The sequence below is a fragment of the Aeromonas sp. CD genome (assembly GCF_033349375.1).
GTDB classification, from domain to species: domain Bacteria; phylum Pseudomonadota; class Gammaproteobacteria; order Enterobacterales; family Aeromonadaceae; genus Aeromonas; species Aeromonas hydrophila.
In genome coordinates, this window is sequence record NZ_CP137631.1 from 214,268 (window position 1) to 240,581 (window position 26,314).

The following is a 26,314-nucleotide window of genomic DNA, read 5'->3' on the forward strand; positions in this document are numbered from 1 at the left end:
CCTGTAGATTCCGGGCTTGCCCGGAGTCTAACAGAACTTGTCACGCTCTTGCTGCGTAGCCGTGATCCGCCAGGGTGAGCAGCCTGGTGTCCTCATTGTCACCTGCATGCCCACCCCCCGCTGGCGACGCTCGCCGAGCGAATGTGAGCAGGCAGCGAGGCGTCAGGCGACGCGACGATACACGTGGGTATCGTTGAACTCCTTGGTGCTCTGGCATTCAACGCAGAAGCGGGACTCGGGACGAGCCTGCAGCCGCTTGAGGGAGATCTCGTCACCGCAGGATTCGCAGTAACCGAAATCCCCTTCGCTGATGCGCTTGAGGGCACCACGCAGTTTGCGCAGATGCAGCTTGTCATGCTCGATGCGGTTCAGCTCCAGACGACGGGCTTCCTCGATGCTGGCACGGTCAATTTCATCAGCCATCTCGTTGGTATCGGTGGCGATGGCCTGGCTGGCCTGGGAGTTGAGGCGATCTTCGAGTTCGAGGATCTGGCGCTCGATCTGTCCCTTGTAAAAGGCCAGTTGGTCTTCAGTCATGAAATCACACATACGATTTACTACCAGTCAGTTTACTAACCCAATTATCCCTGTTTATGGGGGCTGTCTGCCTGCAGACCAAGCCCTGTGTCCTGAATTTGCACCAAATCCAAGCAGGAGAGTGCAAATCAGGGCGGGCCTTGTACCAAAAAAATGCAGGCATGCAAAGCAAAGAGGACAAGTATTGTGCGCCCTTGCAAAAAAATGACCCGATTCAGACAGGGTCTGACTGAGAACATGGGGGATCCTGCAAGCTTGTTGGCACCGGGCTTGCAGTGAGTCGTTATCGCGCCAGGGTGTTTAGTATTTGTCCCCGCGATGGTCATTATATGCGCCGTTATTTATAGTTTTTTAAACACCACCGCTTGACATTGCCCCTGATGGCGGGCTTTTATGGTGGTGTTGATTACAATTTGATAACAAGGGTGTTCCATATATTAGACACCCTTGCCAATGGCAACCGTAGAGTCGGGGTTTAACATGGACAGTATCAAGGGCTGGATGGAGAGCAATCGCATCACGGAAGTGGAGTGCCTGTTTCCGGATTTCACCGGCAATGCCCGAGGCAAGATCATTCCAGCCAACAAGTTTCTGCGCGAGGGGGGCATGCGCCTGCCCGAGGTCATCTTCACCCAGACGGTGACCGGCGAGTATCCGGATGACGACAGCATGATCGACCCGCTGGAGCGGGACATGCAGCTCTATCCCGATCCCAACACCATTCGTTTCGTACCCTGGGCGCTGGAGCCGACCGCCCAGGTGATCCACGACTGTTTCGACATCAATGGCAAGCTGATCGACATCGCGCCGCGCTCCGTGCTGCGTCGGGTCCTGTCATTTTACGAGAAGCAGGGCTGGAAGCCGGTGGTGGCGCCAGAGCTCGAATTCTATCTGGTGAAGCGCAACGAAGACCCCGACTACCCCCTGGTGCCGCCGGTGGGGCGCAACGGCCGCCCCGAGACAGCCCGCCAATCGTTCAGCATCGACGCGGTCAACGAATTCGACCCCATCTTTGAAGACATGTACGACTACTGCGAGGCGCAGGAGCTGGAGGTGGACACCCTGATCCACGAGTCTGGTGCTGCCCAGATGGAGATCAACTTCCTGCACGGCGACGCCGTCGATCTGGCGGATCAGGTGTTCCTGTTCAAGCGCACCATGCGGGAAGCGGCCCACCGCCACGGGATTTACGCCACCTTCATGGCCAAGCCGATGAGCGACGAGCCCGGCTCCGCCATGCACATCCACCAGAGTCTGGAAGATGTGAATGGCCGCAACCTGTTTGGCACCGAGAACGGCGGCCACTCCGAGCTGTTCATGCACTTCATCGCCGGCCTGCAGAAATACACGCCGGCGGTGACCGCGCTGCTGGCCCCCAACGTCAACTCCTACCGCCGCCTCACCTTTGGCGAGAGCGCGCCGCGCAACGTGCAGTGGGGGGTGGAGAACCGCACCTGCGGGCTGCGGGTGCCCTTCTCCGAGGCCAGTGCCCGCCGGGTGGAGAACCGCTTCGCCGGCGCCGATGCCAACCCCTATCTGGCGCTGGCCGCCACCCTGGCCTGTGGCTACCTCGGCATGATGGAGAAGCTGGAGCCGCTGCCGGAGATGAAGTCGAGCGCCTATGAGCTGCCCTACAGCCTGCCCCGCTCGCTGGAGGAGGCGTTGAGCCACCTGGAGCAGTGCGACCCCATCAAGGAGATGCTGGGCGAGCGCTTTACCCGCGCCTTCGTGGCGGTCAAACGCAAAGAGTACGAGACCTACTTCGGGGTGATCAGCCGCTGGGAACGGGAGTTCCTGCTGCTGAACGTGTGACCCGGATGCGCGTCGGTCGCGCATCACCCTGCCCGGAGGGGCCGCCGGCCCCTCCCGCGTGAATCGAGACAGTTGGGGAGCAGGCACTGCACGACACCCGGTGCGTCACCGTGACCGGAAGAGCGTCTGCACCTCCTCAACTGACCAACAAACATCGCTTAAATCGAAGGAACCGAGGAGCAAGCAATGCAGCATACCACCCGTGAGTGGCAGCAACTGGAAGCCAGCCATCACCTGCATCCGTTTACCGATTTTCAGGCACTGAACAAGAAAGGCAGCCGCATCATCACCCGGGCCGAGGGCGTCTATCTGGAAGACTCCGAAGGCAAGCGCATTCTGGACGGCATGGCCGGCCTGTGGTGCGTCAACCTGGGCTATGGCCGCCAGGAGCTGGTGGACGCCGCCACCCGCCAGATGCAGCAACTGCCCTACTACAACCTCTTCTTCCAGACCAGCCACCCGCCCGCTGCCGAGCTGGCGACCCTGCTGGCCGAGATCACGCCGCCGCACCTCAACCACGTCTTCTTCACCGGTTCGGGCTCCGAGTGCAACGATACCGTGCTGCGCATGGTGCGCCACTACTGGGCCAGCAAGGGGCAGCCGGACAAGCAGGTGATCATCAGCCGCCACAACGCCTACCACGGCTCCACCGTGGCGGGCGCCAGCCTGGGTGGCATGAAGGGGATGCACGCCCAGGGCGGGTTGCCGATCCCCGGTATCGTGCACATCGACCAGCCCTATCACTTCGGCGAGGGGCGGGGGATGAGCGCCCACGAATTCGGGCTGGCCCGTGCCCGTCAGCTGGAGGAGAAGATTCTGGCGCTGGGAGTGGACCAGGTGGCCGCCTTCATCGGCGAGCCGATCCAGGGCGCCGGCGGCGTCATCATCCCGCCCGACAGCTACTGGCCCGAGATCCAGCGCATCTGCGACAAGTACGGCATCCTGCTGATCGCCGACGAGGTGATCTGCGGCTTTGGTCGCACCGGTCACTGGTTCGCCAGCGAAGGCTTCGGCATCAAGCCGGATCTCATGTGCCTGGCCAAGGGCATCACCTCCGGCTATCTGCCGATGGGGGCCGTGATGGTGGGGGACAGGGTCGCCAAGGTGCTGGTGGAAGAGGGGGGCGAGTTCAACCACGGCTTCACCTACTCCGGTCATCCGGTGGCCTGTGCCGTGGCGATTGCCAACATTACGCTTATGCAAAACGAAAGCATAGTTAAGCGAGTTCATGATACCATCGGCCCCTATTTGCAGCGCCGCTGGGCGGAGCTGGCGGACCATCCGCTGGTGGGCGAAACCCGTGGCAAAGGCCTGGTGGCCGCGCTGGAAATAGTGCAGGACAAGCAGACCAACAGCCGCTTCCCGGCTGGGCTGCAGGCCGGTATGACCTGTCGGGAGTTCTGCTTTAACAATGGCTTGGTGATGAGGGCTGTCGGCGATACCATGATCATATCGCCCCCCTTGGTGATCACCGAGGAACAGGTGGATGAATTGGTCAATCTGGCCAGGCTCAGTCTCGATCTGACGGCGGCAAAGCTGCGGGGATAGGCGGGCGCCGGGCAGGTTGGCTTGCGCATACAATTTGCTTAGGAGACAAGGACGATGTCTTTCAAAACGGGAATGATGGCAGCTTCTGTGGCACTGGTCATGATGAGTACCGGGGCGATGGCCGAGGACAAGGTGTTGCACGTCTACAACTGGAGCGATTATATCGCGCCAAACACGCTGGAAGACTTCCAGAAAGAGACGGGCATCAAGGTGGTCTACGACGTGTTCGACAGCAACGAGGTGCTGGAAGCCAAGTTGCTGGCAGGTAGCTCGGGCTATGACATCGTGGTGCCGTCCAACTCCTTCCTGGCCAAGCAGATCCAGGCGGGCGTGTTCCAGAAGCTGGACAAGTCCAAGCTCTCCAACTGGCAAAACCTGGATACCTCGTTGCTCAAGGCGCTCGAACCGAGCGACCCGGGTAACCAGTACTCGGCGCCTTATCTGTGGGGCACCATCGGCTACGCCTACAACATCGACAAGGTAAAGGCGGTGTTGGGGGACAAGGCGCCGGTGGATTCCTGGGATCTTGTGTTCAAGCCGGAAAACATGGCCAAGTTGAAGGAGTGCGGTGTCTCCTTCCTCGACTCACCGACCGAAATGCTGCCGGCCGCCCTGAAGTATCTGGGCTTCGATCCGAACAGCCAGAAGCCGGACGAGCTGAAGAAGGCGGAGGAGCTGTTCCTCTCCATCCGTCCCTATACCGCCTATTTCCACTCCTCTAAGTACATTTCGGATCTGGCCAACGGCAACATCTGCGTGGCCGTCGGGTACTCCATGGACCTGCAACAGTCCAAGGCCCGGGCGATCGAGGCCAAGAACGGCGTCAATCTGACCTATGTGATCCCGAAAGAGGGGGCTGGCAGCTTCTTCGACATGCTGGCCATCCCGGCCGATGCCAAGAACGTGGAAGAGGCCCATGTGTTCCTGAACTACCTCATGAAGCCTGAGGTGATCGCCAACATCACCAACCAGATTCATGCACCCAATGGCAATAGCGCATCGACCCAGCTGGTCGACAAGGCCATCAGCTCTGACCCCGGTGTTTACCCGTCCGGTGAAACCCTGGCGAAGATCTACACCTTCCCGGCGCTGCCGGCCAAGGTACAGCGCCTGATGACCCGCAGCTGGACCAAGATCAAATCGGGTAAGTAAGTGACGAGTGCCCCTCCCGGTCCGCAGTTCGGCCGGGAGGGAGGTGACCCACCCGACAGGTTGGACGGCGCGTAAGGATGCGCGACTGGCAAATCACACATTAAGAGGACTGAGTAAGTGCACACAACCAAGATAGTGACGATGGCCCTGGCTCTGGGGTTGGCAAATGTGGCTCAGGCAGCCCCTGTAGTCCACTTTTACAACTGGTCCGACTATATCGGCGAGACCACCCTCAGCGACTTTCAGCGGGCGACCGGGATCCAGACCGTCTATGACGTGTTTGATTCCAACGAAACCCTCGAAGGCAAGCTGCTGACCGGACGCACCGGTTACGATCTGGTGGTGCCCTCCAACAATTTCCTGGCCAAACAGATCAAGGCGGGGGCCTTCCAGAAACTGGATCCTGCCCTGCTGCCCAATCTGGCCAACCTGGATCCCGTGCTGCTCAAGCAGCTCGACAAGGTGGATCCGGGTCATCAGTACGCCGTGCCCTATCTGTGGGGCACCAACGGCATCGGTTACAACATCGACAAGGTCAAGGCCGTGCTGGGGGTCGACAAGATTGACTCCTGGGCCGTGATCTTCGAACCGGAAAACATGCAGAAACTGGCCCGTTGCGGGGTCGCCTTCCTCGACTCGGCAGACGAGATGATCCCGGCGGCGCTCAACTATCTGGGGCTCAACCCCAACAGCCAGGATCCGGCGGATCTCAAGCGCGCCGAGGAGCAGCTGCTCAAGGTGCGTCCCTACGTGGCCTATTTCCACTCCTCCAAGTACATCGGCGATCTCGCCAATGGCGACATCTGCGTGGCGGCCGGTTTCTCCGGCGACATCCTGCAGGCGGCGGCCCGTGCCGACGAAGCCGGCAAGGGGATCAAGATCGCCTACAGCATACCGAAGGAGGGGGGCAACCTCTGGTTCGACATGATGGCGATCCCGGCCGATGCCACCAACGTGAAAGAGGCGCACGCCCTCATCAACTACGTGCTGCAGCCCGAGGTGATTGCCCAGATCAGCAATCATGTGGGCTACGCGAACCCCAACGCCAAGGCGGGGGAGTTCATGGAGGAACACGTGCGCAATGACGAGTCCGTCTATCCACCCCAGGCGGTGCTGGAGCGGCTGTATGTGCAGCAGGCACATCCCCGCGCGGTGCAGCGCCTGATCACCCGGAGTTGGACCAAGATCAAGTCCGGAACCTAACCTTGGCGCCCATCCCGGGGCGCCAGACTGTTTTATGGATCGGCCCCGGCCGGTATTACCTTTGGGAGTTTGGTAATGGCGATAGCCTCCAGTGCCTACAAGAAAGCCCTCGAGGGCAGCCAGCAACGCAAAGAAGTGCTGGTCAAGATAGACAGGGTAAGCAAGCAATTCGATGAAACGCTGGCGGTCGACAACGTGTCCCTCAACATCCACAAGGGCGAGATCTTCGCCCTGTTGGGCGGGTCCGGCTCCGGCAAGTCGACCCTGCTGCGGATGCTGGCGGGGTTCGAGCGTCCCACCGAGGGACGCTTGTTTCTCGACGGGGTTGACATCACCGACATGCCGCCCTATGAACGCCCCATCAACATGATGTTCCAGTCCTACGCCCTGTTCCCCCACATGACGGTGGCACAGAACATCGCCTTCGGCCTCAAGCAGGATGGCCTGCCCAAGGCAGAGGTCGATGCCCGGGTGGAGGAGATGCTCAAGCTGGTGCAGATGACCCAGTATGCCCGCCGCAAGCCCCATCAGCTCTCCGGCGGCCAGCGCCAGCGAGTGGCACTGGCGCGCTCGCTGGCCAAGCGACCCAAGCTGTTGTTGCTGGATGAGCCCATGGGGGCGCTGGACAAGAAGCTGCGTTCCCAGATGCAGCTCGAACTGGTCGAGATCATCGAACGGGTCGGGGTAACCTGCGTCATGGTGACCCACGACCAGGAAGAGGCGATGACCATGGCCGAGCGGATCGCCATCATGCACCTTGGCTGCATCGAACAGATCGGCAGTCCGATGGACATCTACGAAACCCCGGCCAGCCGGCTGGTGTGCGAGTTCATCGGCAACGTCAACCTGTTCGACGGTCTGCTGGTGGAGGATGAGCAGGACCACGCCACCATCGCCTGCGCCGATCTGGAGCAGCCCATCTATGTGGGCCACGGCATCAGCTCCCGCGCCGAGAACAAGAAGGTCACCTACGCCCTGCGGCCGGAAAAACTGCTGATGAGCCTGCAAAAGCCGGTGGAGATCGAGCATCCGGACTTCAACTGGACCAAGGGCGAAGTCTATGACATCGCCTATCTGGGCGGTCATTCGGTTTATCACATCCAGTTGCCTTCGGGCAAAATCGTTCAGGCTTTCATCGCCAATGCCGAACGCCACGGCAAGCGGCCGACCTGGGATGACCAGGTGTTCCTCTACTGGGAAGATGACAGCGGCGTGGTGCTGCAATCATGATGGCATTGAGACGACTGAAGGCTCTGGGGGGGCGGCAGCTGGTGATCGGCATCCCGTTCTTCTGGCTGTTCCTCTTCTTCCTGCTGCCCTTCATCATAGTGGTGAAGATCAGCTTCGCCGAAGCGGACGTGGCGATCCCGCCCTACACCGACGTGGTGAGCTGGGCCGACGATCAGCTCACCATCTTGCTGCACATGGGCAACTACCTGCTGCTGCAGGAGGATGAGCTCTACATCGCCGCCTATCTCGGTTCCCTCAAGATGGCCTTCATCAGCACAGTGCTCTGCCTGCTGATCGGCTATCCGATGGCCTACTCCATCGCCCGGGCCAACAAGGAGACCCAGACCGTTCTGCTGCTGCTCATCATGATGCCGACCTGGACCGCGATCCTGATCCGGGTCTACGCCTGGATGGGCATTCTCAGCAACAACGGCCTGCTCAACAGCCTGTTGATGGGCATCGGCCTCATCAACGAGCCGCTGCAGATCCTCAACACCAACCTGGCGGTCTACATCGGCATCGTTTACTCCTACCTGCCGTTCATGGTGCTGCCGCTCTACGCCAACCTGGTCAAGCACGACCAGAGCCTGCTGGAGGCGGCCTCCGACCTCGGCGCCCGCAACCTGACCCGGTTCTGGCAGATCACGGTGCCACTCTCCAAGAACGGCATCATCGCCGGCTGCATGCTGGTGTTCATCCCGGTGGTGGGCGAGTTCGTCATTCCGGAGCTGCTGGGCGGCCCCGAGACCCTGATGATCGGCAAGGTGCTGTGGCAGGAGTTCTTCAACAACCGTGACTGGCCGGTGGCATCCGCCCTGGCGGTGGTGATGCTGGCTGTGCTGATCATTCCGATCATCCTGTTCAACCGCAACCAGGCCAAAGAGCTGGAGGGGAAAGTATGAGGCGCTTTGGTTTTGCCAAGCTGATGCTGTGGCTGGGGCTGCTGTTCATCTACCTGCCGATGATCATCATGGTGATCTACTCCTTCAACGCCTCCAAGCTGGTGACGGTCTGGGGCGGCTGGTCGCTGAAGTGGTATTTTGGCCTGCTCGACAACAAGCAGTTGATAGGTTCGGTACTGCGTTCGCTGGAGATCGCCTTCTATACCGCCATCGCAGCGGTGGCGCTGGGGACGGTGGCGGCCTTCGTGCTGACCCGGATCCCGCACTTCCGCGGCCGGACCCTGTTCGGCGGCATGGTGACGGCGCCCCTGGTGATGCCCGAGGTGATCACCGGTCTCTCCCTGCTGCTGCTGTTCGTGGCCATGGCCCAGCTGGTGGGCTGGCCCGCCGAGCGGGGCATGGTGACCATCTGGATCGCGCACACCACCTTCTGTACCGCCTATGTGGCGATCGTGGTGTCGGCCCGCCTGCGGGAGCTGGATCTCTCCATCGAGGAGGCGGCCATGGATCTGGGGGCCAAACCCTGGAAGGTGTTCTTCCTGATCACCATCCCGATGATCGCCCCCTCGCTGGCGGCGGGCGGCATGATGTCGTTTGCCCTGTCGCTGGATGACCTGGTGCTGGCGAGCTTCGTCTCCGGCCCGGGCTCGACCACCCTGCCGATGGAGGTCTTCTCGGCGGTGCGGCTCGGGGTGAAACCCGAGATCAACGCGGTGGCCAGCCTGATCCTGCTGTCGGTGTCGCTGTTCACCTTCGGCAGCTGGTATCTGATGGCCAAGGCGGAGAAACGTCGCCGCGCCGAGATCGCCATGACCACCCAGATGCAGGCAGTCGCCTGACCTCGTGTTAAGATCCGCATTCTCTCGTCAATCCGGAGGATGAGAATGCGGATCTCCATCTTTAGCGGCCAGGGTACCGAGCTGGTTCCCGGCCTTGTCAGCGCCATCCACAAACAAGCCACCTCCATACCGCTCTGGTGCGGTGCCAATGGTCTGGCTGGCGACGAACAGTGCGACCAGCGCCACCATGGCGGCCCGGATCGGGCGCTGCACTACTATCCCGCCGATCACTACCCCTGGTGGCACAACTGGCAGACGGCGCTGGGCCTGCCGACCCCGCGTACCCCCTGGCAACCGGCCGCCTTCGGCGAGAACCTCTCCGGGGTCGGGCTGACCGAGGAGCAGGCCTGTATCGGCGATGTCTATCGTCTCGGCGAGGCGCTGATCCAGATAAGCCAGCCCAGATCCCCCTGCTTCAAGCTCAACCAGCGTTTCGGCTATGGCCAGATGTCGCAGGTGATGCAGCTCAGCGGCCGCTGCGGCTGGCTGCTGCGGGTGCTGGAGGAGGGAATGGTGATGCCGCAGGAGCGGCTGGAGCTGGTGGACAGGCCTTACCCTGAGCTGACGGTAAAGCGCACCGCCGATATCCTGTTCAACCAGCTGCGCAACGAGGCTGACCTGCTGTTGCTGCTGGAAAATCCGGCTCTCTCGCCCAACTGGCGCAAGCATGCGGCAGACTGGCTGGAGCATGGTGTGGTCGCTGACTGGCGTCGTCGCTTGCTCGGCCCGGCCGAATTCCAGCTCGCTTCGTCATAAGCGTTGCCAGGCCATTTTTTGGCCGTTGACGGCTCAGGACGGATGGAACTGACGAATAGTTGAGCGAACAGCCATTTTTTTGCTTACAAACGTAAAAAAGGCTTGTGTCGAGTCGGGGCTTTCGGTAAATTCCCGTCCCGCAGACATCGGTGTGTAGCGCAGCTTGGTAGCGCACTTCGTTCGGGACGAAGGGGTCGGAGGTTCGAATCCTCTCACACCGACCACATTAGAAAAGGCCGCTCAATAGAGCGGCCTTTTCGCATTTGGCATTCGCGCAAGTGGAGGGAGATATTCAGGCTGGCGGCTTGCTAGGGTAACAGCAATGCTCCTCTGTCTCTCTGTCTCTCTGTCTCTCTGTCTCTCTGTCTCTCTGTCTCTCTGTCTCTCTGTCTCTCTGTCTCTCTGTCTCTCTGTCTCTCTGTCTCTCTGTCTCTCTGCCTAGTTGTCCGGAGCTGGGCAATAAAAGGGCCACCGCTCGGTGGCCCAGGGTGGAGTCTGATCCTGACTCCGGCACTCTAGATTGTGGCAATCTCTGGTTGGGTTCTGTCTATGGTGCCCTCCTTGCGCGCCAGGCGCCTGTTAGATATGCCAGTGCTGATGCCGCAATGCCTTGAAGCCATGCTGAGGTTGCAAGGCCGCGTGCTTGGGGTACTCACTAATGAAATGTTCGATTCCCTCCATCAGTTGTTCACGTAATGAAGACACGGGCTCATGCCAGGCTTGCAGGCATAGATGGCCGGGGATCAGCTGCTCCTGATAATCTTCCAGCAGCTGTTCTGGCCAGGGCTCAATACCGGAATTGCGTTGCAGCAAATAGTGGGCGGCGGGTTCACGGGCATAGATGAACTGAATTTGGGCCAGATCGCGTTGGCTTAGCGTTTGACTGTTGATATGACAAGTCAGGTATTTTCCCGTCTTCAGATCCAAGAAGTGACCGCGTTGCCGACAGGCTATGATGCGATACCAAGGCAGGGGCGAACAGAGAGAGTATCCCTCAAGCTCCTGTTCCAGCCAGTGGCGACACTCGGGTGTCTGCACCTCGTCGAGCATGGACTCGAGCTGCCTCAACAAGGCTCTGGATGGTTTGGTGGCCAGTTTCGCACTCATCGCCTGCAATCCTCCCTCTGCACACAATCCCGACTTTCAGTATGAACCCGGTGGCGGCAGAGGGGGTAAGGTTTCTAATGATTAAAATCAGATTAGCAGCGTGGTTTTTATGCAGTAGGCTGGCTCAGCCCACCAGGTAGGTGCCGGTGCCGAAGGCGATATGAGTCCCTTCTTCGTTGTGCAGTTCCATGCGGGCAACCGCGACCTTGCTACCGGCCCGGATGATGTGGGCGGTGGCGATGAACTCATTGCCGCGCCCCGGTCGCAGGTAGTCCACCCGCAGATCGATGGTGCCGAGGCGGGAGAAGCGCTCCTTGAGATAGCTGGGAGAGAAGTCTTCCAGCTCGTCGATGCAGGAGGCGGCGACTATCATGCCGCCGGCCACATCGAGCAGGCTGGCGGTGACGCCGCCGTGCAGGATGTTGTGGAAGGGGTTGCCGATCAGCTTCTCCTCCATCTTGATGCGCAGCTCCACCTTGTCAAAGTCGTAGTGCGTCACCTGCATGCCGATCAGCTTGTTGAACGGCATCCTCTCGGCGAACAGGTTGGCAATGCCACTGAGCGCCATCTTCTTGAGCATCTGTTTCATTCCTTGAGTCCGATCCCTGGCAGTACGACCGAGTAAAAACTCCAGCCAGTCTGCAACACTTCCTTAACAGTCGCAATGGCAGGTTTATTGTGGGCGGCGGCTGCTTTAGAATGGCGACCCCAAAGGAGAGCCCATGACCGCCATTGCCGAAACCCTGCCTGACCCCCAGCCAGAGAATCCGCTTGCCCTGCTGCAGGCGGTGTTCGGCTATCAGCAATTCCGGCCGGGCCAGCTCGAAATCATCGAGCAGATCGTGGCGGGGCGCGATGCGCTGGTGCTCAAGCCCACCGGTGGCGGCAAGTCGCTCTGCTACCAGATCCCGGCGCTGCTGCGCCCTGGGCTCGGGGTGGTGGTCTCTCCCCTCATTTCGCTGATGAAGGATCAGGTGGACAGCCTGCGCGCCAACGGCGTGGCGGCGGTCTACATCAACTCGGCTCTCAGCCGGGAGGAGATGATCCAGAACTTTGCCGCCATGCGGCGCGGCGAGATAAAAATCGTCTATGTCTCCCCCGAACGCCTGCTGCAGCACGAGTTCATGGATCGGCTGGCGGAGCTGCCGCTCGGTCTGTTCGCCATCGACGAGGCGCACTGCGTCTCCCAGTGGGGCCACGATTTTCGGCCGGAATACGCGGCGCTGGGCCGGCTCAAGCAGTGGTTCCCCCAGGTGCCCGTGGTGGCGCTCACCGCCACCGCCGACGAGGCGACCCGCAGCGACATGCTGCATCGGCTGGAACTCCACGACCCCTTTATCCACACCGCCAGCTTTGACAGACCCAATATCCGCTACAGCCTGGTGGAGAAGTTCAAGGCGGCGGAGCAGCTGCTGCGCTATGTGCAGAGCCAGAAGGGCAACTGCGGCATCGTCTACTGCTCCAGCCGCAATCGGGTGGAAGAGGTGGCCGAGCGGCTCTCCCGCCACGGCTGCAAGGCGGCGCCCTATCATGCCGGCCTGCCGCTCGAGCTGCGCCAGCGCACTCAGGAGTCTTTCCTCAAGGACGACATCGAGATAGTGGTGGCGACGGTGGCGTTCGGCATGGGCATCGACAAGCCCAATGTGCGCTTCGTGGTGCACTACGACATCCCCAAGAACATCGAATCCTACTATCAGGAGACCGGCCGGGCCGGCCGCGACGGCACCCCGGCCGAGGCGCTGCTGCTGTACGATCCCGCCGACATCGGCCGGGTGCGCCGGCTGCTCGACAACATCGAAAACCCCCAGCAGTTGCAGGTGGAGCAGTACAAGCTCAACGTGATGGCGGCCTTCGCCGAGGCTCAGACCTGCCGCCGGCAGGTGCTGCTCAACTACTTCGGCGAGTACAACGACAAGCCGTGCGGCAACTGCGACATCTGCCTCGACCCGCCCCAGAGCTACGACGGCACCGAAGATGCCCAGAAGGCGCTCTCCTGCGTCTGGCGGGTGGGGCAGAATTTCGGGGTGGGTTATGTGGTGGAGGTGCTGCGCGGGTCGCTGAACCAGCGCATCAAGGACCACGGCCACGACAAGCTGTCGACCTACGGCATCGGCAAGGATCAGAGCCACGAGTACTGGATGAGCGTGATCCGCCAGCTGATCCACAAGGGGCTGCTGACCCAGAACATCACCCGCAATCTGGTGCTGCAGTTGACCGAGGCGGCCCGTCCCGTGCTGCGCGGCGAGGTGAAGCTGGATCTGGCGGTGCCGCGCCTGCAGCCCATCTCCAGCCGCAAGGAGAAGCGCAACGGCCTGCTCGACAACGCCAACTACGACAAGCGGCTGTTCAAGGAGCTGCGCGCCCTGCGCAAGCAGATCGCCGAGGATGAAGAGGTGCCGCCCTATGTGGTGTTCAACGATGCCACCCTGGTCGAGATGGCGCAGCTGATGCCGATGACCGAGGCGGAAATGCTGGCGGTCAACGGCGTGGGTCACCGCAAGCTGGAACGCTTCGGCGAAGCCTTTATGGACCTGATCATCGACTACTGCCGTCGGTAGGAGCTTGGTGAAGCTGCACCGGGCGCGCCGGTTATTTGAGGCTGGCGTAATAGGCCGCCAGGTTCTCCATGTCCGCATCGGTGAGTGGCGCCATGAAGGGCACCATCAAGGGCTCCTTGCGGCTGCCATCCTTGAAGGCCTTCAGCTGTTTGACCAGATAGGCGGCGTTTTGTCCCGCCAGATGGGGATAGTTGGGGATCAGAGCCCTGCCTTCGACCCCGTGACAGGCGGCGCAGACGGCGGCCTTGGCCTTGCCTGCCTCGACATCGGCCGCCTGGGCCGGCCCCCACAACAACAGCAACAGGGGCAGGGCGCCCAACCATCTTTGCATCTTCTTCTCCTTGAAATGAAATAGCGCATCGTCCGTTAGCCAGTGCTGGCCGACGGCGGTATAAAGAGTGACACGAGCATACGCAGGGACGAATCGCACCACCATGAAGCTGATCAACACTTTTGCCACCGAACTGCCCTGGGCCTGCGAGCCCGTCGCACCCCAGCCACTGCATGCCCCCGGCTTGTTGCACCTCAACCGTGCGCTGCTCGGCGAGCTGGGACTGGGGGCGGTGAGCGAGGCCGACTGGCTGGCCTGCTGTGGCCATGGGCAGCCCTTGCCCGGCATGCAGCCTGTGGCCCAGGTCTATGCGGGCCACCAGTTCGGCGGCTACAGCCCGCGTCTCGGCGATGGCCGCGCCCTGCTGCTGGGGGAGCAGCAGGCGCCGGATGGCAGCCGCTGGGACCTGCACCTGAAAGGGGCGGGCAAGACCCCCTTTTCCCGTTTCGGCGACGGTCGCGCTGTGCTCCGCTCCAGCATTCGCGAGTATTTGGCCTCCGAGGCACTGCACGCCCTCGGTATTCCCACCACCCGGGCACTGGTGCTGGTGGGCAGCCAGGAGCCGGTCTACCGCGAGCAGGTGGAGACAGGCGCGACCGTGCTGCGTACCGCCCCAAGCCATCTGCGCTTCGGTCACGTCGAGTATTTCGCCTGGAGCGGGCAGGGGGAGCGCATCCCGGCCCTTATCGACTATCTGCTGTGCCACCATTTCCCCGAGCTGGCCGATGGTGCCGAGCTGTTTGCCGAAGTGGTGCGCCGCACCGCGCGGCTCATCGCCAAGTGGCAGGCGGCAGGCTTCTGCCACGGGGTGATGAACACCGACAACATGTCGCTGCTCGGGCTGACGCTGGATTATGGTCCCTATGGTTTCATCGATGCCTATGTGCCGGACTTTGTCTGCAACCACTCGGATCCGGGCGGCCGCTATGCGCTGGATCAGCAGCCGGCGGTCGGTTATTGGAACCTGCAAAAGCTGGCGCAGGCGTTGGCCGGCCACGTGGATGGGGACGCGCTGGCTGCGGCCTTGGCCCAGTATGAACACCAGTTGATGCTCCACTACTCCGAACTGATGCGCGCCAAACTTGGGCTGGCGGTGTGGGAAGACGACGATCCGGCGCTGTTCCGCGAGCTGTTCCGGCTGCTGGCGGCGCACGGGGTGGATTACCACCTGTTCCTGCGTCGTCTCGGTGAGGTGACGCGAGAGGGGGCATGGCCCGCCAGCCTGCTGGCCCTGCTGCCGGATCCTGCCGCCTGGCAAGGGTGGCTTGAGGCCTATCGGGCGCGCCTGGCCCGGGAAGGGAGCGAGGATGGCGTACGCAAGGGGCGGATGGATGCGATCAATCCCAAGTATGTGCTGCGCAACGCGCTGGCCCAGCGGGTGATCGAGGCTGCCGAGCAGGGCGACATGGTACCGTTCGAGCGGCTGTTTGCGGCCTTGCAGCACCCCTATGATGAGCAACCCGAATACGAAGATCTCGCTACTCCGCAACCGGCATGGTATTGCGGTGGCGAGCTCTCTTGCAGCAGTTGAGGAGCCGCAGATGAACTGGCGTATCACGCAGACAGACAGGGACGCCGGGGTGGTGATGTTGGTGAACTCCGCGCTCGACTGGGACAGCTTTCCTACCCTGGCTAACGCCCTGTTGCAGGAGTGGGAGCTGGTGGCGCTCGAGCGGGAGTGTGGCGCCGATCGTCACAGCTGGCTGCTGGAGTTCGAGGGGAGCCGCTTTCGGCTCGAATACGAACACTACAGCGGCTGCTGGCTGGCGGCGGAGCAGCCGGCCGATGCCGAGGTGCTGCTCTGGCTGGTTCGTCAGCATCAGGGCTGAGCAGGGGCGGCAGCCTCAAGCAACCGCATAAAGATTGAACTATCAGTGTGGGGGCGTATAATCTCGCCCCTCAATTATCGCCAATGGTGGCGGTATGGGTTCCCTAACCCCATTAACCAAAAAGGTCACAATATGAATCTGACCCCTGCTCAGCACCAGACGGCGCTGGTGCGCCTCTCGTTGTTCCACATCCTGATCATTGCCAGCAGCAACTATCTGGTGCAGCTGCCGATCACCATCTTCGGCTTCCACACCACCTGGGGTGCCTTCAGCTTCCCGTTCATCTTTCTGGCCACCGACCTGACGGTGCGGATCTTCGGGGCCGGTCTGGCGCGCAAGATCATCCAGACCGTGATGCTGCCGGCGCTGGCCATCTCCTATGCCCTGTCGGTGCTGTTCTTCGAGGGCAGCTTCCAGGGCGTCGGCAACCTGGCTGAATTCAACCTCTTTGTTGCCCGGATTGCGTTGGCCAGTTTTATGGCCTATCTGGTGGGCCAGTTCATGGATGTGGTGGTATTCAACCGGCTGCGGCTGCTGAAAGCCTGGTGGGTGGCACCGGCTGCCTCCACTCTGTTCGGCAACCTGGTGGACACCATCGCTTTCTTCACCATCGCTTTCTGGCGCAGCACGGATCCCTTCATGGCCGAGCACTGGGTCGAGATTGCCACCGTGGACTACGTGTTCAAGCTGCTGATAAGCCTGGGATTGTTTGTGCCGCTCTACGGTGTGCTGCTGCGTTATCTCAGCCGCAAGCTGGTGGGCGAGGCCGGATTGGCCGGCCTGCAAACGGCGACACGGCAAGCCTGACGAGATTGACCACCCCTGGGGGTGGTCAATTTTTTTGCATTTTTGGCAAATAAGGGTTGCCAAGTTAAATGAGAATGATTATTGTTACCTTGTTTTCCGGGAAAGACTTCATTCGTTCCAACGTGATGGACTTCTTGTGAAGGCACGACATTGCTCACATTGCTTCCAGTTAAGGGGCCAGTTTTTACTGGCCCTCTTTTTTTGCATGTTTTCGTTTTGCATGTTTTCGGCCAGCGACGGGCATAAAAAATGGGAGCCTTGGCTCCCATTTTCACTCTGCTCTGCTTACTCTATGTCGAGTGCATCGGGGGAGAGGATCACCCCTGTGGTATCGGCGTAGAGGTGGTCGTCCGGCAGGAAGGTGACACCGCCGAAGTTGACCGGCAGATCGGTCTCGCCCACGTCCTTGCTGTCGGCACCCACCGGAATGGCTGCCAGCGCCTGAATGCCGATATCCAAGTCTTCCAGAATGTCGACCTCGCGTACACAGCCGTAGCAGACGATCCCTTCCCACTCGTTCTCGGCCGCCGTGGTGGCGATCTCGCTGTCGATCAGGGCGCGGCGCATGGAGCCACCGCCATCGATCAGCAACACCCGACCGACGCCGTTCTCTTTGACGAGTTCACGGATCAGGCCGTTTGATTCGAAGCATTTGACTGTGGTGATGACGCCGCCGAAAGAGGCGCGGCCGCCGAAGGAGCAGAGCATGGGTTCGAGCACATCCACCATGTCCTGATAGATGTCGCACAGTTCTGAAGTGTTGTATTCCATTGTGTCAAATCCACCGCTGGAAACAGGTGGGATCCAGTATAAGGAGTGGGACCGGCATTTCAATGAATATTCCTTGAACAACAACGGGGATAACGTTTTCCGCATAAGCTCAATGCAATCCATCCCGTGCTTGTGAGAGGTTCATCGTGCTGATCCGTCATAAATTGATCCTGAATACCGCGCTGGTCGCCGTTGCCATGTTGGTATTGAGCGGCCTGTTTCTCTACTCCAACCAGGTGAGTCGTGATCTGACCGAAGCCCAGCGCAATGTGGACGGGCTCGAGATCGCCATGCTCAACCTGCGACGGGCCGAGAAGGATTTTCTGATCCGCAAGGATCCGGCCTTCGTGACCCGCTTCAACGAGGTGCTGACCAATTTTCACCAACTCAACCAGACCCTGGGTCAGGATGACAACCTCACTGCCGTGCAGGGGGATCTGGCCCGGCTGGATCAGCAAATGGGGGCCTACGGCAAGGCCTTCAACGATCTGGTAGCCCAGCAGCAGCTCATCGGGCTGGGGCCGGAGGACGGCCTCTACGGTCGCTTGAGAACGGCGGTACATCAGGTGGAAGAGGGGCTCAAGCAGCTCGATGAGCAGGGGCTGCTCATCACCATGTTGCAGCTGCGGCGGGCGGAGAAAGACTTCATGCTGCGCTCCGACATCCAGTATCTGGAACGCTTCCAGACCCTGCACAAGGATTTCCAGCAGCGACTGGCAACCCTGCCGGAGGCTGATCGCGGCAAGCTGGAGCAGGCCAGCGAGCAGTACCGGCAGGACTTTGTCGCGCTGGTGCAGGGCATGCAAGTGCTGGGGCTGAGTGAAGATGAGGGGCTGCGCAATGAGATGCGGGGACTGGTGCATCAGACCGAGCAGGGCTTTACCGCCGTCGGCAAGCACATCGCCGATGAGCTGGTACGGCAGACCTCGCGTCTCAATACCCTGATGCTGGTCTGCGGGGGCATCATCATAGTGCTGATCGGCATCATGAGCATGCTGCTGGGCCGCAGCATCGACCGCCCCATCTCGCGGGTGAACGACACCGTCAACCGCATCCGGCAAGACAACGACCTGCGCCTCAAGATAGAGCTGCAGGGGGCGGACGAGATGGCCCAGCTGGCAGGCAATCTGGACGTGATGCTGGGGGGCTTTCGCCACCTCATCGGCGATGTGAAACAGAGCGTGCACACCCTGACCGAGGCGGCAGATCACCTCTCCGGCAACGTGCGCCGCACCAGCGAGGGGGCCGCTCGCCAGTTGCAGGAGACCGACATGGTGGCGACCGCCTCCACCGAGATGGGCTCCACCATAGAGGAGATTGCCCGCAACACAGAGCAGGCCGCCAACAATGCCCAGACCACCAACAACAAGGCGATGGAGGGGCGCAGTGCGGTGGAGAACACCGTCAGCCAGATCCGCTCCCTGGCCGACAATCTGGAGAACTCCTCCCGCGAAGTGGCCCAGCTGCAGCAGGAGAGCGAAACCATCGGCTCTGTGCTGGATGTGATCCGCGGCATCGCCGAGCAGACCAACCTGCTGGCGCTCAACGCGGCCATCGAGGCTGCGCGGGCGGGGGATCAGGGGCGCGGCTTTGCGGTGGTGGCGGACGAGGTGCGCAGCCTCGCCATTCGCACCCAGAAGTCGACCCAGGAGATCGCCGGCATCATCAGCTCGCTGCAGAAGCAGACCGGCAACATAGTGGGCATGATGGCAACCTGCCGCGAGCAGGGCAACAGCAGCTCGGAGCAGGCTAGCATGGCGGGTGAACTGCTGGAGCAGATCACCCAGGACGTCACCCACATCATGGACATGAGCACCCAGATTGCCGCCGCCATCGAACAGCAGAGCCTGGTGGCCAACGAGGTGAACCGCAACGTCAACAACATCCGCGACATCGCCCAGGAGTCGAGCCTGATGGCGGAGGAGAACGCCAAATCGAGTCACGGCCTGACCGAGCAGGCCAAGCTGCTCAACCAGGCGGTGGCCAAATACCGGGTGTAGCGGCCGCGCCGAATGAACAAGGGAGCCATAAAGGCTCCCTTTTTATTGCCAAGCGGATCAAAGCAGGAACAGGGTGGCCAGCCCCAGGAAGATGAAGAAACCGCCGGTGTCGGTGATGGCGGTGATCATCACGCTGGCCCCCACCGCCGGGTCGCGGCCCAGCCGGCTCATGGTCATGGGGATGATGACCCCCATCAGCGCCGCCACCAGCAGGTTGAGCATCATGGCGAGCGTCATCACCGCGCCGAGCGCCGCATCCTGATAGAGGATGTAGGTGGCCACCCCCATGGTGCCGCCCCACACCAGGCCGTTGATCAGGGCTACCCCCAGCTCGCGCCACAGCAGGAAGGAGACGTTGCCGGTCTGGATATGCTGCAGCGCCAGGGCCCGCACTATCATGGTGATGGTCTGGTTGCCGGTGTTGCCGCCGATGCCGGCGACGATGGGCATCAGCGCCGCCAGCGCTACCAGTTGGGAGATGGTGTGTTCGAACAGACCGATCACCCGCGATGCCACGAAGGCGGTGCAGAGGTTGATGGCGAGCCAGGCCCAGCGGGTCTTGACCGCCTTGGAGACGGGCGCGAACACGTCCTCCTCTTCACTGATCCCCCCCATCCGGCGCAGGTCGGTGTCGCTCTCCTCATAGACCAGATCCACCACCTCGGCGACGGTGAGCCGGCCCATCAGCTTGCCGCGGCCGTCGATGACGGCGGCGGAGACCAGGTCATCCCGCTCGAAGGTACGGGCGGCGGCTTCATCATTGTCTTCCGGATCGAAGGTGACCGGATCCTTCTCCATCACGTCGCGCACCAGGGTTTCGGGTTTGTGCAGCAACACGGTCGTGAGTGGCAGCTCCCCCTGCAGCCGGTTGCGCCGGTCGGTGACGAACAGCTTGTCGGTGTTGGCGGGGATCTTGCCGCGCAGGCGCAGGTAGCGCTGCACCGTGGCCAGGCTCACCTCGGCCCGCACCGTGATGAGCTCGAAGTCCATCATGGCGCCGACCGTGTGCTTGCCGTAGCGGATCACCTCCCGCACCCGGTCGCGCTGGGCCGGGGCCATGGAGGTGAGCAGTCGGCCCATCAGGTTGCGGGGCAGGTACTGGCCCAGATAGATCTGATCGTCGATGTCGAGGGTGCGCAGGGCGTGCAGCAGCTCCTTGTCGCTCATGCCGCTGATCAGGCTGTCCCACACCGTCTCCGACGCCTCCACCAGGATCTGGCCGTGCTTCTCCTCGTCCACCTGCTGCCACAGCACGTGACGCTCGTCCGGCGGCAGGGATTCCAGCGCATCGGCGATATCGGCGGCGGGCAGGCTGTTGACCAGCCGGGTGAGCTCGCTGGTCTGATCCCGCAGGGCGGCATCCTGCACCCCTTGCGGGTCGAGCAGGCTGTCGGTGAGGGCATCATCGGCCAGCAGCAGGGTGAGAATGCGCGATCTGTCTTGTTCACGCTGTTTGGCGCTGTTCTTGGCGGGGAGGGACATGAAGCAGAATTCCTGAATTCGGTGGTCCGGCTGACACACCCCATAGGATACCAGACTCAAAACAAGAGGTTATGACAGTAAATGCAGAAAAAGAAACGCCACCCGAGGGTGGCGTTGACATAGATGCAGCGATCAGGCCGAGGCCAGGGCCGCATCTGCGGCGCATCCTTGCCCGAACCAGGCAAGCTGGTCCGCCAGGGTCACCACAGATCCCACCATGATGAGGGCAGGGCTCTCGACCCCCACCGCCAGTTCGGGCAACTGATCGAGGGTACCGCGAATCACCCGCTGGCTTGGCTGGGTGCCGCGCTCGATCAGCGCCACCGGGGTGTCGCCCGCCTTGCCGTGGGTCAGCAGCTGCTCGCGGATGGTAGCGCAGGAGGAGAGCCCCATGTAGAACACCAGGGTCTGTTTGTCTTTGGCCAGCAGCGGCCAGTCGAGATCCTGGGCGCCACCCTTGCCGTGGGCGGTGACGAAGCGCACGCTCTGGGCGTGGTCGCGGTGGGTCAGCGGAATGCCGGCGTAGGCGGCGCAGCCGCTGGCCGCGGTGATCCCCGGCACCACCTGAAAGCCGATGCCGCTGCCCACCAGCGTCTCCAGCTCCTCGCCGCCACGGCCGAAGATGAAGGGGTCACCCCCCTTCAGCCGCACCACCCGCTGGCCCTTCTTCGCCTCCTCCAGCAACAGCTGGTTGATCCCCTCCTGCGGCACGCAGTGGTTGCCCGCCTGTTTGCCGACGAAGATACACTTGGCATCCCGGCGCACCAGCGCCATCACCTCATCGGATACCAGCCGGTCATAGACCACCACGTCCGCCTGTTGCATCTGGCGCAGGGCGTGCAGGGTGAGCAGACCCGGATCGCCGGGGCCTGCCCCCACCAGCACCACCTCGCCACCGCTCTGGCTCTCGTCGGCAAACAGGATGTCGGCCAGCTGATTGGCAGAGGCGCTATCGCCCCGTGCCAGCGCCTGCCCGAGCCGGTCCGCCCCGAGCAGCCGTTCCCAGAAGCGGCGCCGCTCGCCCATGCTGGCGAAGCGGGCCTTGACCCGCTCCCGCAGGCTGCCGGCGAAGGCCGCCACGGCGCCCAGATGCTGTGGCAGCAGGGCTTCGAGTTTTTCCCGCAGCAAGCGGGCCAGCACAGGAGCCTTGCCGCCGGAGGAGATGGCCACCATCAGCGGCGAGCGGTCGATGATCGATGGCATGATGAAGCTGGAGCGTTTCGGGTCATCCACCACGTTGGCAAAGATCCGCGCCTGATTGGCACTCTGGTAGACCAGGGCGTTCACCTCGCGCCTGTCGGTGGCAGCCACCACCAGCCACTTGCCCGTCAGTTGCGCCGGCGCGAATTCACCGGCCAGCCACTCGATGCTGCCGTTGGCAGCCAGTTCCGCCAGCTCGGGGTCGAGCTCGGGCGCGACCACGGTGATCTGGGCACCGGCATCCAGCAGCAGGCGCGCCTTGCGCTCCGCTACCTCGCCGCCGCCGACCAGCAGCACGGGTTTGTTGTCGAGTCGGCAAAAGATGGGCAAGTAGTCCATGGGGCCTCCTGATCAGGCGGTTTGGGTCTGGCTGGCGGAGCTGGTGGTCTCGCTCATCGCGACCGGGCGCTCAGCCTTGGGGGTGGCATACCAGTAGCCGAGGCCCATGAAGAGGGCGCCGGAGACGGTGTTGCCGAGGGTCACCCACAGCAGGTTGTGGCCGATACCGCCCAGGGTGTAGGCCTCGGAATGGGCACCGAACCAGGAGAGGGCGAACAGGGTCATGTTGGCGACCGAGTGCTCATAGCCGGAGGCGATAAAGGCCAGCAGGCACCACCAGATGGCGATGAACTTGGCGGCACCCTCGGTGCGCAGCGCCATCCAGATGGCGAGGCAGACCAGCCAGTTGCACAGCCCGCCCTTCATGAACAGGGTCAGCGCCGGTGCCTGGGTCTTGGCCAGCGCCACCTTGTGCGCCAGGCTGCCCGCGTCCGGCAGCAGGCTGCCGCCGTAGGAGTAGATCAGCGCCACCGCGATGGAGCCGAGCAGGTTGCCAGCCCAGGTCTGCGGCAGGATGCGCAGCAGATCCCCCATGGAAATCTTGCCGGTCTTCACCCCGAAGGTGAGGAACATGGTGTGGCCGGTGAACAGCTCGGAGCCGGCGATGATGACCAGGGTCAGGGCGATGCCGAAGGTGGCCCCCATCACCAGCGGACGGATGCTCGGATCCACCAGGTTGCCCAGGGTGAAGATGAGGATGATGCCAAGGCCCACATAGGCCCCCGCCATGGCGGAGCTGAGCCAGAAGCCGAGCTTGTCGCTGCGCTCGAAGCGGTTGATGCGGGCCGCGTTGGCGGCGCACTTGTTGATGGTTTCGGTATACATCTTTGGTTCCTTCAAGAGGGCCGCCCGCAGGCAGCCCGAAAGAGAGTGAAATCGGCTTTAGACGGCGACCCAGACCTGCTGGTCGCGTACTTCAACGGGATAGCTTTGTACCGACATGGCGGCGTTCTCGAGGCAGTGGCCGTCGCGCAGACGGAAGTGCTGCTTCTTGAGCGGGCTGGCGACCCAGAGATCACCCTCGTGTTCACCTACGATGCCGCGCGACAGCACGTTGGCGGCGAAGAAGGGATCCCGGTTGTCGATGGCGAACACCTCGGCCGCCGCGCTTGGGCGGAACAGGGCAATCTGGCGACCCTCAATGAGTGCGCAGACACCGGTTCCCGGCAAGATGTCGTTGAGTTGGCAGGCTAATTTCATGATTGAACCTCCACATCGAGCGAAACAGGCATATTCTGACGCCCCTCGAGCAGAGCGCACACGCCGGTGCCAGGCAGGATGTCGTTGAGTTGGCAGGCTAATTTCATCATTTGGTCTCCACCTCGATCTGGTAGACGGGGATGCGCTCGGCCGGGGTGGCCGGTCGGTGCTGGTCGCGTTCGCTGACGAACTGCACGTCCGGGTCGCGCTTGTCGCTGTTGATGAAGTGGCTGAAGCGCTTGAGTGCCTCCTCTTCGTTGAGGGTGCGCGACCATTCGCACTCGTAGCTGTCGATAAGGGTCTGGATATCGCGCTCCAGCGTCTCGGCCAGCCCCAACTTGTCGTCGACGATCACTTCGCGCAGGTAGTCGATGCCCCCTTCCAGGTTGCCGAGCCAGACCGAGGTGCGCTGCAGTTTGTCGGCGCTGGTGACGTAGAACATCATAAAGCGGTCGATCAGCTTGATCAGGGTCTCGCGGTCGAGGTCAGAAGCCAGCAGGTCGGCGTGGCGCGGTTTCATGCCGCCGTTGCCGCCCACATAGAGGTTCCAGCCCGCATCGGTGGCGATGATGCCGACGTCCTTGCCCTGGGCTTCCGCACACTCGCGGGTACAGCCGGAGACACCGAACTTCATCTTGTGGGGGGTGCGAATGCCCTTGTAGCGGTTCTCGAGGAAGACCCCGAGGCCGACGCTGTCCTGCACGCCGAAGCGGCACCAGGTGCTGCCGACGCAGGTCTTGGCCATGCGCAGCGCCTTGGCGTAGGCCTGACCGGTCTCGAAGCCCGCCGCCAGCAGCTTGCGCCAGATGGCGGGCAGATCGTCCTTCTGGGCCCCGAACAGACCGATGCGCTGGGCGCCGGTGATCTTGGTGTAGAGCTGGTAGTCGCGGGCCACTTCGGCCACCGCCAGCAGCCCCTCCGGGGTCACTTCACCGCCGGCCATGCGCGGGATGACGGAGTAGCTGCCGTCCTTTTGCATGTTGCCGAGGAAGATGTCGTTGGTGTCTTGCAGCGGCGTATTGAGCGGGCTCAGCACGTACTCATTCCAGCAGGAGGCGAGGATGGAGCCGACGGTCGGTTTGCACACCTCGCAGCCATGGCCCTGACCGTGCTTGGCCAGCAGCTCGTCGAAGCTCTTGATCCCCTCCACCTTGACCAGGTGGAACAGCTCCTGGCGGGAGTGGGGGAAGTGGCCGCAGAGGTGGTTGTTGACCTCGATGCCCTGCTTCACCAATTCTGCGTTGAGCACCTGGCTGATGAGCGGTACGCAGCCGCCGCAGCCGGTACCGGCCTTGGTGTGCTGCTTGATGGCGGCCAGCGTGGTGTGACCCTCGGCCACCGCCTTGGCGATGTCGCCCTTGGAGACGTCGAAGCAGGAGCAGATCTGGGCGCTCTCAGGCAGGGCATCCACCCCCAGGGTCGGCTTGGCACCGGCGTAGGCAGGTAAGATCAGGGTATCCGGGTGGCTCGGCAGCGGCAGGGCGTTGAGCATCATCTGCAGCAGGTTGCCGTAATCGTCCACGTCACCCACCAGCACGGCGCCGAGCAGGCGGCTGTTGTCTTCGCTCACCACGATCTTCTTGTAGACGCCGGCCTGGTCATCCTGGAACACATAGCTGTGGCTGCCAGGGGTGCGGCCGTGGGCATCACCGATGGAGCCGACGGAGACGCCGAGCAGCTTGAGCTTGGCGCTCATGTCCGCCCCTTCGAAACGGCTGTCGCCGCCGAGCAGGTGGTCGACGGTGATCTGGGCCATCTTGTAGCCCGGTGCCACCAGCCCGAAGAAGCGGCCCTGCCAGGCGGCGCACTCGCCGATGGCGTAGATGTCGGGGTCGGAGGTGAGGCAGTGATCGTCGACAGCGATGCCGCCACGGTCGGCGATGGCCAGTTCACAGTAACGGCCCAGGGTATCCTGCGGGCGGATACCGGTGGAGAAGACCACCACGTCCACTTCAAGCTGGCTGCCGTCGGCGAAGGCGAGGCGGTGCTGGGCGTCGCGGCCGCCGTGCATCAGGATCTCGCTGGTGCTCTTGCTGGTGTGCACCTGCACGCCCATGGATTCAATCTTGCGGCGCAGCAACTGGCCGCCCTGACCGTCGAGCTGCTCGGCCATCAGCACCGGAGCAAACTCCACCACGTGGGTCTCGAGACCCAGCGCCTTGAGGGCGCCGGCGGCTTCGAGGCCAAGCAGACCGCCGCCTATCACCACCCCGCTCTTGCCGCTCTTGGCGGCGCTGCGAATGGCTTTCAGATCCTCGATGGTGCGGTAGACGAAGCACTCGTGGTGCTGACTGCCCTGGATGGGCGGTACCCAGGGGTAGGAGCCGGTGGCCAGCACCAGCTTGTCGTACTCGACCACAGTGCCCTTGTTGGAGTGCACTTCGCGGTTGACCCTGTCGATTTTTTTCACCGCTTCGCCGAGCAGCAGGCGGATGCCGTGCTTGTCGTAGAAGCCGGGTTTGACGAGGGAGAGATCTTCGCTGGTGTGATGGGAGAAGTAGGAGGAGAGATGGACGCGATCGTAGGCGGGACGGGGTTCTGCACCGAAGACGGTGATCTCGTAGCGGCCCGGGTCGGCCCGCTCGATCAGCTCTTCGATGAAGCGGTGCCCCACCATGCCGTTGCCCACAACGACCAGTCTGACTTTGCTCATAGTTGCCTCAAGTTTGGAGTAATAAAACATCATTCTGAGGCTAGGCTACCCAGTCGGC

General features: G+C 62.2%; 23 protein-coding genes and 1 tRNA gene. 14 read left to right on the top strand and 10 right to left on the bottom strand.

Annotated elements, in window-relative coordinates; genetic code table 11:
• Positions 1-162: 162 nt before the first annotated feature.
• Positions 163-549: a TraR/DksA family transcriptional regulator gene (locus tag R2E40_RS00945; RefSeq protein ID WP_010635769.1), complete on the bottom strand. Its 387-nt coding sequence runs from the start codon at positions 547-549 to the stop codon at positions 163-165.
• 468 nt (positions 550-1,017) lie between these two features.
• Here R2E40_RS00945 and R2E40_RS00950 point away from each other — a divergent pair, with 468 nt between their 5' ends.
• The 9 genes from R2E40_RS00950 to R2E40_RS00990 all read left to right on the top strand — a co-directional run bounded on the left by R2E40_RS00950 (position 1,018) and on the right by R2E40_RS00990 (position 10,203).
• Positions 1,018-2,349, top strand: a complete 1,332-nt coding sequence (locus tag R2E40_RS00950; RefSeq protein WP_011707799.1) for a glutamine synthetase family protein — start codon at positions 1,018-1,020, stop codon at positions 2,347-2,349.
• Positions 2,350-2,535: 186 nt separating this feature from the next.
• Positions 2,536-3,897 carry an aspartate aminotransferase family protein gene (locus tag R2E40_RS00955; RefSeq protein ID WP_318164552.1) on the top strand — a complete coding sequence of 454 codons (1,362 nt, stop codon included), beginning with the start codon at positions 2,536-2,538 and terminating at the stop codon, positions 3,895-3,897.
• Between the two features lie 54 nt (positions 3,898-3,951).
• Positions 3,952-5,049, top strand: a complete 1,098-nt coding sequence (locus R2E40_RS00960; RefSeq protein ID WP_318164553.1) for an extracellular solute-binding protein — start codon at positions 3,952-3,954, stop codon at positions 5,047-5,049.
• A gap of 141 nt (positions 5,050-5,190) precedes the next feature.
• On the top strand, positions 5,191-6,252 hold the full coding sequence (locus R2E40_RS00965) for a polyamine ABC transporter substrate-binding protein (protein WP_219255756.1): 1,062 nt from the start codon (positions 5,191-5,193) through the stop codon (positions 6,250-6,252).
• A gap of 75 nt (positions 6,253-6,327) precedes the next feature.
• On the top strand, positions 6,328-7,482 hold the full coding sequence (gene potA, locus R2E40_RS00970; RefSeq protein ID WP_011707795.1) for a polyamine ABC transporter ATP-binding protein: 1,155 nt from the start codon (positions 6,328-6,330) through the stop codon (positions 7,480-7,482).
• Positions 7,479-8,384: an ABC transporter permease subunit gene (locus tag R2E40_RS00975; RefSeq protein WP_017409743.1), complete on the top strand. Its 906-nt coding sequence runs from the start codon at positions 7,479-7,481 to the stop codon at positions 8,382-8,384. Before potA ends, R2E40_RS00975 begins: the two co-directional genes overlap by 4 nt.
• Positions 8,381-9,223, top strand: a complete 843-nt coding sequence (locus R2E40_RS00980; RefSeq protein ID WP_011707793.1) for an ABC transporter permease subunit — start codon at positions 8,381-8,383, stop codon at positions 9,221-9,223. Before R2E40_RS00975 ends, R2E40_RS00980 begins: the two co-directional genes overlap by 4 nt.
• A 45-nt stretch (positions 9,224-9,268) precedes the next feature.
• Positions 9,269-9,979 carry an MOSC domain-containing protein gene (locus R2E40_RS00985; protein WP_024945575.1) on the top strand — a complete coding sequence of 237 codons (711 nt, stop codon included), beginning with the start codon at positions 9,269-9,271 and terminating at the stop codon, positions 9,977-9,979.
• Between the two features lie 147 nt (positions 9,980-10,126).
• A tRNA-Pro gene (locus R2E40_RS00990) sits at positions 10,127-10,203 on the top strand.
• Positions 10,204-10,558: 355 nt separating this feature from the next.
• Here R2E40_RS00990 and R2E40_RS00995 read toward each other — a convergent pair.
• Positions 10,559-11,086 (bottom strand): hypothetical protein, encoded by a 528-nt coding sequence (locus tag R2E40_RS00995; protein WP_011707791.1) that lies wholly within the window; start codon positions 11,084-11,086, stop codon positions 10,559-10,561.
• A 124-nt stretch (positions 11,087-11,210) separates the two neighbouring features.
• The gene (locus tag R2E40_RS01000; RefSeq protein WP_029306122.1) at positions 11,211-11,675 is read right to left on the bottom strand and encodes a thioesterase family protein; all 465 of its coding nucleotides are present in this window, start codon (positions 11,673-11,675) and stop codon (positions 11,211-11,213) included.
• Positions 11,676-11,808: 133 nt separating this feature from the next.
• On the opposite strand from R2E40_RS01000, the gene recQ reads away from it, so the two are divergent.
• Positions 11,809-13,644, top strand: a complete 1,836-nt coding sequence (gene recQ, locus R2E40_RS01005; RefSeq protein ID WP_011707789.1) for an ATP-dependent DNA helicase RecQ — start codon at positions 11,809-11,811, stop codon at positions 13,642-13,644.
• A gap of 31 nt (positions 13,645-13,675) precedes the next feature.
• Here recQ and R2E40_RS01010 read toward each other — a convergent pair whose 3' ends face one another.
• Entirely contained in the window at positions 13,676-13,975 is a 300-nt protein-coding gene (locus R2E40_RS01010) for a c-type cytochrome (RefSeq protein WP_017409746.1), read from the bottom strand.
• Positions 13,976-14,078: 103 nt separating this feature from the next.
• On the opposite strand from R2E40_RS01010, the gene R2E40_RS01015 reads away from it, so the two are divergent.
• The 3 genes from R2E40_RS01015 to R2E40_RS01025 all read left to right on the top strand — a co-directional run bounded on the left by R2E40_RS01015 (position 14,079) and on the right by R2E40_RS01025 (position 16,611).
• A complete protein-coding gene (locus tag R2E40_RS01015; RefSeq protein ID WP_318164554.1) occupies positions 14,079-15,506 on the top strand; it encodes a protein adenylyltransferase SelO in 1,428 nt (475 codons plus the stop codon).
• 10 nt (positions 15,507-15,516) lie between these two features.
• Complete coding sequence (locus R2E40_RS01020; protein ID WP_318164555.1) at positions 15,517-15,804, top strand: DUF3630 family protein; 288 nt, start codon at positions 15,517-15,519, stop codon at positions 15,802-15,804.
• A 132-nt stretch (positions 15,805-15,936) separates the two neighbouring features.
• Positions 15,937-16,611 (top strand): 7-cyano-7-deazaguanine/7-aminomethyl-7-deazaguanine transporter, encoded by a 675-nt coding sequence (locus tag R2E40_RS01025; RefSeq protein ID WP_011707785.1) that lies wholly within the window; start codon positions 15,937-15,939, stop codon positions 16,609-16,611.
• Between the two features lie 285 nt (positions 16,612-16,896).
• On the opposite strand, the gene rraA is transcribed toward R2E40_RS01025, so the two are convergent.
• On the bottom strand, positions 16,897-17,382 hold the full coding sequence (gene rraA, locus R2E40_RS01030) for a ribonuclease E activity regulator RraA (RefSeq protein ID WP_005306574.1): 486 nt from the start codon (positions 17,380-17,382) through the stop codon (positions 16,897-16,899).
• Between the two features lie 146 nt (positions 17,383-17,528).
• On the opposite strand from rraA, the gene R2E40_RS01035 reads away from it, so the two are divergent.
• Positions 17,529-19,382 (top strand): HAMP domain-containing methyl-accepting chemotaxis protein, encoded by a 1,854-nt coding sequence (locus R2E40_RS01035; protein ID WP_318164556.1) that lies wholly within the window; start codon positions 17,529-17,531, stop codon positions 19,380-19,382.
• A gap of 57 nt (positions 19,383-19,439) precedes the next feature.
• On the opposite strand, the gene mgtE is transcribed toward R2E40_RS01035, so the two are convergent.
• The 5 genes from mgtE to nirB form a co-directional block, all read right to left on the bottom strand.
• Complete coding sequence (mgtE, locus tag R2E40_RS01040) at positions 19,440-20,864, bottom strand: magnesium transporter (RefSeq protein ID WP_318164557.1); 1,425 nt, start codon at positions 20,862-20,864, stop codon at positions 19,440-19,442.
• A 132-nt stretch (positions 20,865-20,996) separates the two neighbouring features.
• On the bottom strand, positions 20,997-22,403 hold the full coding sequence (cysG, locus tag R2E40_RS01045; protein WP_318164558.1) for a siroheme synthase CysG: 1,407 nt from the start codon (positions 22,401-22,403) through the stop codon (positions 20,997-20,999).
• Positions 22,404-22,415: 12 nt separating this feature from the next.
• Positions 22,416-23,228, bottom strand: a complete 813-nt coding sequence (nirC, locus tag R2E40_RS01050) for a nitrite transporter NirC (protein ID WP_318164559.1) — start codon at positions 23,226-23,228, stop codon at positions 22,416-22,418.
• Positions 23,229-23,285: 57 nt separating this feature from the next.
• A complete protein-coding gene (nirD, locus tag R2E40_RS01055; protein ID WP_318164560.1) occupies positions 23,286-23,603 on the bottom strand; it encodes a nitrite reductase small subunit NirD in 318 nt (105 codons plus the stop codon).
• Between the two features lie 106 nt (positions 23,604-23,709).
• Complete coding sequence (gene nirB, locus R2E40_RS01065; RefSeq protein ID WP_318164561.1) at positions 23,710-26,256, bottom strand: nitrite reductase large subunit NirB; 2,547 nt, start codon at positions 26,254-26,256, stop codon at positions 23,710-23,712.
• Positions 26,257-26,314: the final 58 nt, after the last annotated feature.